6 protein-coding genes are annotated in these 6,738 nt (G+C 66.8%); all 6 read left to right on the plus strand.

All coding sequences use genetic code 11. From position 1 onward, the window contains the following. Positions 1–16: 16 nt before the first annotated feature. The 6 genes from VIR62_RS13335 to proC all read left to right on the plus strand — a co-directional run bounded on the left by VIR62_RS13335 (position 17) and on the right by proC (position 6,526). On the plus strand, positions 17–1,081 hold the full coding sequence (locus tag VIR62_RS13335; protein WP_431872029.1) for an efflux RND transporter periplasmic adaptor subunit: 1,065 nt from the start codon (positions 17–19) through the stop codon (positions 1,079–1,081). A gap of 11 nt (positions 1,082–1,092) precedes the next feature. Next, positions 1,093–4,194, plus strand: a complete 3,102-nt coding sequence (locus VIR62_RS13340; protein ID WP_431872022.1) for an efflux RND transporter permease subunit — start codon at positions 1,093–1,095, stop codon at positions 4,192–4,194. Positions 4,195–4,204: 10 nt separating this feature from the next. Continuing rightward, entirely contained in the window at positions 4,205–4,759 is a 555-nt protein-coding gene (locus VIR62_RS13345) for a TspO/MBR family protein (RefSeq protein WP_431872024.1), read from the plus strand. A 25-nt stretch (positions 4,760–4,784) separates the two neighbouring features. Then, on the plus strand, positions 4,785–5,093 hold the full coding sequence (locus tag VIR62_RS13350; protein WP_431872026.1) for an accessory factor UbiK family protein: 309 nt from the start codon (positions 4,785–4,787) through the stop codon (positions 5,091–5,093). Between the two features lie 94 nt (positions 5,094–5,187). Next, complete coding sequence (locus tag VIR62_RS13355; RefSeq protein ID WP_431872032.1) at positions 5,188–5,700, plus strand: YbjN domain-containing protein; 513 nt, start codon at positions 5,188–5,190, stop codon at positions 5,698–5,700. Position 5,701: 1 nt separating this feature from the next. Then, positions 5,702–6,526 (plus strand): pyrroline-5-carboxylate reductase, encoded by an 825-nt coding sequence (gene proC, locus VIR62_RS13360; protein WP_431872027.1) that lies wholly within the window; start codon positions 5,702–5,704, stop codon positions 6,524–6,526. Positions 6,527–6,738: the final 212 nt, after the last annotated feature.

The raw sequence follows: 6,738 nt of genomic DNA on the forward strand, positions 1-6,738 counted from the left end.
GCGGCTCTTCGTGCGCATATTCAGGACCCTGATTTCACTGGCTTTGCTGGGGCTTGCCGCCTGCGGGAATGGCGAGGGGGCGGAGCGCGAGCGACCGGCGCCCGTGGTGAGCGCGGCGCCGGCGACGACGATGCGCTTCGTCGATGCGATCAAGGCGGTCGGCACGGCCCGCGCCAATGAGCAGGTGACCCTGGCCGCGCCGGTGACCGAACGGATCGTGCGCCTGAATTTCGAGGATGGCGACTTTGTGACGCGCGGTCAGACGATCGCGGTCCTCGCCGTGTCCGAAGAGAGCGCCCAACTTAATGAAGCACAGGCGCGGGCTCGCGAGGCGCAGCAGCAACTGCAACGGGTCGAGGCGCTGCGGGAACGCGGCTTCGCCACCCAGAGCAGCCTTGATACCCAGGCCGCGCTCGCCGCTCAGGCCCGGGCGTCGGCGGCCGGCGCTCGGGCGCAGATCGGCGACCGCATCGTCGAAGCGCCTTTCTCGGGCTGGGTGTCGCTGAGGAACATCTCCCGCGGCGCGGTCGTGAACGCCGGCGACGAGATCGTGACGATCAGCGACATCAGCCAGATCAAGCTCGACTTCCCGGTGCCGGAGACGATGCTGTCGTCGATCCGCCCGGGCCAGCCGATCGTGGCGCGCGCCGCCGCCTGGCCGGACCAGCCCTTTCGCGGCCAAATCGCCACGATCGCGCCGGTGATCGATCCCGCCACGCGCGCGGTTACCGTCCGGGCCGTGCTCCCCAATCCCGATCGCAGGCTGAAGCCCGGCATGCTGCTGACCGTCGCGATCGAAACCCAGCCGCGCATGTCGCTGTCGGTGCCCGAACTCGCCGTTATCGGCGAGGGAGACGAACGCTTCGTCTTCGTCCTGGGTGACGATGCTGTTGCCAGGCGAACCGAAGTCCGGACGGGAATCCGTTCCGGCGGCCGGATCGAGATTGTCGACGGATTGACACCCGGGCAGCGCGTCGTGACCGAAGGTGTGGTAAAGCTGACCGATGGCATGAAGGTCCGGCTGGCGGGCGCGCGAAACGCCGCGCCGCGCGGCTCCGGCGGCGCCGCCAAGGGCGGCTAGGCGAGGAGGCGATGAAACTCTCCGACGTCTCGGTCAAACGTCCCGTCTTTGCCGCCGTGCTGGCGATGCTGACGGTGGTGGTCGGCATCGTCGGCTTCTTCAGCCTCTCCATCCGCGAATATCCGGACGTCGATCCTCCGGTCGTCTCCGTCGACACCGTTTACACGGGCGCCGCGGCGAGCGTCGTCGAAAGCCGCATCACCCAGGTTCTCGAGGAGCGGCTCTCCGGCATCGAGGGGCTGGAGACGATCACCTCGCGGTCCCAGGACGGCGAGTCCGACATCAGCCTCGAATTCGCCCCGGGCCGCGACGTCGACGTCGCCGCCAACGACGTGCGCGACCGTATCGGCAGCGCCAGCGACGACCTTCCCGACGAGGCGCGTCCGCCGGAGGTGCGCAAGGCCGATTCCAGCGCCTCGCCGATCATGTTCCTGGTCATCTCCAAGCCGGGCTGGGACCGCCTCCGTCTCAGCGACTATGTCGACCGCAACATCGTCGACCGTTTCTCCTCGATCGACGGCGTGGCGCGGGTGTTCGTCGCCGGCGACGCGCGGCCGGCAATGCGGATCTGGCTTAGGCCCGCGCGACTGGCGGCCTACGGGCTGACGCCCGCGGACGTCGAAACCGCCCTTCGCACCCAGAATGTCGAGCTTCCCGCCGGACGCCTGGAATCCAATGCCCAGAATGTGACCTTGCGCGTCGAACGGCCTTTCTCGACGCCGGCCGAATTCTCCTCGCTCGTCGTCGGTCGGGGGAATGACGGTTATCTCGTCCGCATCGGGGATATCGCGAGGGTCGAGGTGGGGCCGGAGAATCCCTATTCCGCCTTTCGATCCAACGGCCAGCCCGCCGTCGGTCTCGGCATCGTCCGCCAGTCGGGGGCCAACACGCTCGCCGTCGCCGACGCCGCCAAGCAGGTCGCTGGGGATATCGCGCCGACCCTGCCCGAGGGGATGACCATATCGGTCGGCTCGGACGATTCGGAGTTCATCAACCGCGCCATCGAAAAGGTCTGGGTCACATTGGCGGAGGCGGCAGTACTGGTCGTGCTCGTCATCTTCCTGTTCCTCGGAAGCTGGCGGGCGACGCTGATCCCCGCGGTGACGGTGCCGATCTGCATGCTGGCGAGCTTCGCTGTGCTGTGGATGCTCGGCTATTCGATCAACCTCCTGACCCTGCTCGCTTTAGTGCTGTCGATCGGCATCGTCGTCGACGACGCCATCGTCATGCTGGAGAATATCTACCACCGCATCGAGGAAGGCGATCCGCCGCTCGCCGCCGCCTATCAGGGTGCGCGGCAGGTCGCCTTCGCCATCGTCTCGACAACCCTGGTGGTGTGCGCCGTGTTCGTGCCGATCATGTTCATCGCCGGCACAACCGGCCTGCTCTTCCGGGAGCTCGCTGCCGCGATGATCGGCGCGGTCGCCTTCTCGGGCTTCCTCGCGCTGAGTCTCGCGCCGATGCTCTGTTCCAAGCTGCTGCGCCACGAGGAGCGGGGGCGGCTGGCCCGATGGATCGACGACCGCTTCAAGCGGCTGGAGGCCTGGTATGCGCGGCGGCTCGATACGGCCATCGAGCGGCCGCTGATCCCGGTGGCGGCGGTCGGCGGCCTTCTCGCCGTCGCCGGCGTCCTGTTCCTGACCCTGGAATCGGAGCTGGCGCCGGCCGAGGACGTCGGCGTCCTCTCCGCCAACGTCACCGCGCCGCTCGGCACCGGCTATGAGCAGATGGACGAATATGTGCTCGCCGCGCAGGAGCAGCTGCTGCCGCTCTTGAACGAAGGGGCGGTTCGCACGGTCATCACCCGCACGCCGGGCGGCTACGGGGCCAGCGACGATTTCAACAGCGGCGCGATCACCGTTTTCCTGAAGCCTTGGGAGGAGCGCGAGAAGACGACGCAGGATGTCGTCGACGAGGTGAACAGGCGCCTCGCCACGCTGCCCGCGGTGCGCGGCAATGCGGCGGTGCGCTCGTCTCTCGGTCGCGGCCGGGGCCAGCCGATCAATTTCGTGATCGCCGGCAGCACTTATGAGGATCTTGTCGTGGCGCGCGACCGCATCCTCGCCGCCGCGCAGAATAATCCCGGCATCATCAACCTCGATTCCGACTATAAGGAAACCAAGCCCCAGCTCCGCATCGAGGTGGATACGACCCGGGCGGGCGATCTTGGCGTTTCGGTCAACGAGGTGAGCCAGGCGCTCCAGACGCTGCTCGGCTCCCGCCGCGTCACCACCTACATCGACCGGGGCGAGGAATATCGCGTCGTCGTTCAGGCCGAAGGCCCGGAGCGGGCCACCGAAGCCGACCTCGCCTCCATTTACGTGAGGAGCCGAACCGGCGTGCTGGTGCCGCTGTCGAACCTCGTGACCACCCAGGAAACGGCGGGAGCGCGGGAGCTTGGTCGTTTCAACAAGCTCCGCGCGATCACGCTGGAGGGCGGCCTGGCGCCCGGCTATTCGCTCGGCGCGGCGCTGGAGTGGCTGGAGGCGCAGGCCATGGCTTCGCCGGAAGTCACCGCCATCGGTTACCGGGGCGAGAGCAAGTCGTTCAAGGAGGCGGGCGGATCGATCGCCATCGTCTTCGCGCTGACGATCCTGATCGTCTATCTGCTGCTCGCCGCGCAGTTCGAAAGCTTCGTCCACCCGGCCGTCATCATCACCACGGTGCCGCTGGCGGTTGCGGGCGGCATCATCGGCCTCGCGGTGATGGGGCAGACGCTCAATCTCTACAGCCAGGTCGGCATCGTCATGCTGGTCGGCCTCGCCGCCAAGAACGGCATCCTCATCGTCGAGTTCGCCAACCAGCTGCGCGACGCCGGCAAGGACATCGGCACCGCCATCCGCGAGGCTTCCCGCCGTCGCCTTCGCCCGATCCTGATGACCTCGATCGCGACCGTCGCCGGCGCCGTGCCGCTGATGCTCGCCACCGGTGCCGGCGCAGCGGCGCGCACCGCCATCGGCGTCGTCATCGTCTGGGGCGTCTCCATCGCCACCGCGATCACGCTATTTCTAATTCCCCTGCTTTACTCACGCCTCGCGCGCTTTACAGGGTCGCCCGAGGAAGTGAGCCGCACGCTGGAGGCGCAGCTCGCGCGGCCATTGCCGGCGGAATAAGGGGACCAGGATGACCGGAATCGCGTCGAGAGCGCAGTTGCGCATGTCCTTTCTGCGCTATGCGCTGGTCACGATTCCCCTCGTCTTGTTGCTGGGAACGCTTTCCGGCCGCGCATCGGGTAATGGCTACGGTAACCCGTGGTTCGACGCTCTGGTGAAACCCGAGGCGATGCCCCCGGGCTGGGTGTTCGCCGCCGTGTGGACGTTGCTTTACATCTGGCTGGGCCTGGTGCTGGCGATGATCCTTCATGCGCGCGGTGCTGAAAGGCGGGTACAAGCGCTCGCGCTCTTTCTGGCGCAGCTCCTGCTCAACTTTGCCTGGTCTCCGGTTTTCTTCGTCTTTCGCGAGGTCGCGACCGGGCTCACAATGATCGCGGCGATGATCGTCCTGTCGGTCGCCGCAACCTGGCTCATCGCCCGGATCCGGAAGGCGGCCGCACTCCTGATGCTCCCCTATATCGCCTGGCTCTGCTTCGCGGCCTATCTCAACTACCAGATCGTGGTTCTCAATCCCGGGGCGGATGCCCTTGTGCCGAGCGAAGGCAGCGCCGATATCCTCATCTGAAGACTTTTCGAAGGGAGGACGCGGCATGCAGTCCGAAAACCGTATGTTCGACGATTTCGTAAAGGTGCTGAACGGCGCCGCCGGCACCTTCGCCGGCATGGGTCGCGAGGCCGAGGCGAATTTCCGCGAGCGGGTGCGCGAATGGGTCGGCGGCATGGACATGGTGAGCCGCGACGAGTTCGAGGCGGTGAAGGCGATCGCCGTCGCCGCCCGCGAGGAGAACGAGGCCCTGAAGGCGCGGATCGACAAGCTGGAGGACAGGAAGCCGGCGGCGAAGAAGGCCGCCGCGACGAAGGCCAAGCCTCGCGCGGCATCAGCCGGCCGGGGCGACTAATCCACAACTTTGTTGCGGCGCACCGGCGCTTCCCCTTGCGCTTGATTAGCGTCGAGTGCACGATTCCATCACCAGTAGCTGGGCGCAGGACGCGATGATGAATACCGACGAGTTCGAGATGGAGCGCGAAACGAGCGCGCCCATCGATATGCTCGAACATTATTTCAGCGCCCATGGCTGGGCTTATGAAAGAAACGGCGATGAAGAGATCGTCGCCACCTTTCAGGGCAGCTGGGCGCAATATGAATTACGGGCGATCTGGCGGGACGACGACAATGTCCTCCAGTTCCTCGCCCTTCCCGATATTCGCGTCGCCGCCGACAAGCGCGCCCAGACCTATGAGACGATCGGCCTCATCAACGAGCAGCTCTGGCTCGGCCATTTCGAGTTATGGCAGACCTCCGGCCTCGTCCTCTTCCGCCACGCCGCGTTGCTGGAAGGCGAGGAGGGCGGCACGCTGACGGTGCAGCAAGCCGAGACGCTGGTCGAAGCCGCGATCGAGGAATGCGAACGCTTCTACCCCGTCTTCCAGTTCGTGCTCTGGGCCGACAAGACCCCCGCCGAAGCCATCGCCGCCGCCCTGATCGAGACGCAGGGCGAAGCCTGAGATGAGCGTGCCGGCGCTGCCCGGGCCGTTCTGGCTCGTCGGCTGCGGCAATATGGCCGGCGCGATGCTGGAGCGCTGGCTGGCGACAGGCATCGAGCGCGCCCGGATCACCGTCATCCGCCCGAGCGGCGCACCCGTCGCCGATGGCGTGCGCGTCGTGACCGATTATCCGGAGGACGAGGTGCCTGCCTTGGTGATGCTGGGCACCAAGCCGCGGAAGATCGACGCTGTCGCGCCGCTGCTCGCTCCGATCCTCGATGAAGAGACGATCCTGATTTCCATTCTCGCCGGGATCGAGCTTTCCTCGCTGCGGGCCCGCTTCCCGACGCCGCGCACGATCGTGAAGGCGATGCCGAACACGCCGGCGAAGCTCGGCAAGGGAGTCACCAACCTGTTCACCGACAGCGAGGACGGGCACGCCATCGCGCTGGTCGAGGGGTTGATGGCGGCGCTCGGGACAGTGGAACGGTTCGACGACGAGGCGCTGTTTCAGATCGCGGGAATCCTGTCGGGCGCGGGGCCGGCCTTCCTGTTCCGCTTCATCGATGCGCTGGCGGCGGGGGGAGAGACATTGGGCCTTTCCAAAGATCAGGCGGGGCGCTTGGCCAAGGCGATGGTTGAAGGCGCGGCCGCGCTCGCTGCTTCGGAGGCGGAGAGCCCAGCTACGCTGGCGGATCGGGTCGCCAGCCCCGGCGGCACGACGCGGGCGGGGCTCAATGTCCTCGACGAGGATGGCGCGCTCGAAGCCCTTATTCGGCGGACGCTCGAAGCCGGGCGGCGGCGCAGCCTCGAAATGGCCGAGGAAGCGCGCGGCACCTCAAGTTGACCGACCGGGCGGTCAGCCTTATCCCGCCCACAGACTTCCCACATGGAGAATCGGGGCCGAAATGACGGACCAGCGCAGCTATGACGACCGCGACGGGTGGATCTGGTTCGACGGCAAGCTGGTGCCCTGGCGCGAGGCCAACATCCATGTGCTGACCCACGCGCTCCACTACGCCTCGTCCGTCTTCGAGGGACAGCGCGCCTATGGCGGCG

It is taken from the genome of Allosphingosinicella sp. (assembly GCF_036570505.1).
Classification (GTDB): domain Bacteria; phylum Pseudomonadota; class Alphaproteobacteria; order Sphingomonadales; family Sphingomonadaceae; genus Allosphingosinicella.